2 protein-coding genes are annotated in these 2230 nt (G+C 71.0%); both read left to right on the forward strand.

All coding sequences use genetic code 11. From position 1 onward, the window contains the following. Nucleotides 1-1345 (forward strand): class E sortase (locus tag ACFU99_RS41285; protein WP_384403240.1); only part of this gene is annotated, 1345 nt, incomplete at its 5' end. 140 nt (nucleotides 1346-1485) lie between these two features. Continuing rightward, nucleotides 1486-2199, forward strand: a complete 714-nt coding sequence (locus tag ACFU99_RS41290; protein WP_384403243.1) for a class E sortase — start codon at nucleotides 1486-1488, stop codon at nucleotides 2197-2199. Nucleotides 2200-2230: the final 31 nt, after the last annotated feature.

The following is a 2230-nucleotide window of genomic DNA, read 5'->3' on the forward strand; positions in this document are numbered from 1 at the left end:
GCCACAGGAGCCGGGGCGGCAGCACGAGCCCGTACGGCCGCAGCCGCGGCATGACGTACGAGCCCAGGAGCCCGTACGGCCCCCAGCACGGGACGCGCACGCGCAGCGGCCCGTACGAGCGCCGGAACCCGTACACGCGCAGGAGCCCGTACGCGGCCACGAGTCCGTACGCCCGCAGGCGCCCCCTCCCCGGCGGCAGGCCGCGCAGCCGCTGCCGCCCGAGCGGCCCGCGCAGTCGCAGGGCTCGCCGTGGTTCCGCCCGCACGAGCAGCCGGAGCCGGCCGCGCCGGGACCGCCCGCACAGAACCGCGTTCCGCGGCCGCCCCAGCCCCCGCCTGCCGACGGCGGGACCCTGACCTTCGACCTCGGCCCGGACTTCGCCGCGGCGGTCGCCCCGCACCGCGCGGAGGCCGAGGAGGCGGTGGACGACCGTACGGTCGCGCTGCGCCGGATCGATGCCGACGCGCCCCCCACAGCGGCCGTCACGGACGCCGGAACGGCCCCGCCGACCGGTGGCCGGGCCGCGCGCCGGAAAGCCGCTCAGGACGCCGCCAGGCGCGGCGGACGGGGCCGCCGTACGCCCTCCCCGGCGCCCGCGCCCGAGAGCGACCCGGCCGCGCCGCGCACCAGGCTGGAGGCGCGCCGCGCGCAGCGGGCCCGCAAGGAGACCCCCGGCGTCATCGTGAGCCGGCTGCTCGGCGAGGGTTTCATCACGATCGGCGTGCTGATGCTGCTCTTCGTGACGTACCAGCTGTGGTGGACGAACGTGATAGCCCATCAGCAGGCGGGCGGCGCCGCGAACAGCCTGCGGCACAAGTGGGACGAGGGCGACGGCGACGACCGGAGCGCGGGCGCGTTCTCGCCCGGCCAGGGGTTCGCGATCATCTACATCCCGAAGCTGGACGTGAAGGCGCCGATCGCGGAGGGCATCAGCAAGCCGAAGGTCCTCGACCGCGGCATGGTCGGCCACTACGCCGACGGCGGGCTGAAGACCGCGATGCCCTGGGACAAGAAGGGCAACTTCGCGCTCGCCGGGCACCGCAACACCCATGGCGAACCGTTCCGTTACATCAACCAGCTCAAGCCGGGCGACAAGGTCGTGGTGGAGACGAAGAGCGCGTACTTCACGTACGAGATGACGAGCGCGCTGCCGCAGACCTCGCCGTCGAACACCAGCGTCATCCGCCCGGTGCCGACGGGGTCCGGTTTCACGAAGCCCGGCCGGTACATCACGCTCACGACGTGCACGCCGGAATTCACCAGTACGTATCGAATGATCGTCTGGGGCAAGATGGTCGACGAACGGCCGCGCAGCAAGGGCAAGCCGGACGCGCTCGTCGAGTGACATCGGAATCCGGAGACTGAAAACCGGACGCCGGACACCGGCTCCGCGGCCCGACGGCGGGCGAGCGGGCCGTTCGGCGGGGCGGCACATCCAACGGGGCCAACACACCAGCGAATCAGTGAACAAGGGGTACGAGCGCCGTGGCACGGACCGAGCACGACGAGCCGCGACCGGCAGCGCGCCGCGGCAGAGGGCGGATCGCCGCCACCGTCAGCTTCATCGGCGAACTGCTGATCACCGCGGGCCTGCTGCTGGCCCTGTTCGTCGTCTACTCGCTGTGGTGGACGAACGTGCTCGCCGACCGCGAGGCGTCCCGCCAGGGCCACCACGTCCGCGACAACTGGGCGAAGAGCGGTCCGGGTGCGCTGAACACCAAGGACGGCATCGGCTTCCTGCACGTACCGGCCATGAAAAACGGCGAGGTCCTCGTAAAGAAGGGGACGAATACCGGCACGCTCAATGAGGGGGTCGCGGGCTTTTACACCTCTCCGGTGAAGTCGGCGATGCCGTGGGACAAGAAGGGCAACTTCACGCTGGCCGCGCACCGCGACGGGCACGGCGCGAAGTTCCACAACATCGACAAGCTCAAGGACGGCGACGCGGTCGTCTTCGAGACCCGCGACGTCTGGTACGTCTACAAGGTCTACGCCGAACTGCGCTCGACCTCGAAGTACAACGTCGAGGTCATCGACCAGGTCCCCGAGGAGTCCGGCAAGAAGAAGCCCGGCCGCTACCTCACCCTGACGACCTGCACCCCCGTGTACACCTCCGACTACCGCTATATCGTCTGGGCGCAGCTGGAGCGTACGGAGAAGGTCGACGCGAAGCGCACGCCCCCGGCGGAGCTGCGGTAACAGCCCCTACGACGCGCGGAAGCGGAAAGGC

The sequence above is a fragment of the Streptomyces sp. NPDC057654 genome (genome assembly GCF_042800135.1).
Classification (GTDB): Bacteria; Actinomycetota; Actinomycetes; order Streptomycetales; family Streptomycetaceae; genus Streptomyces.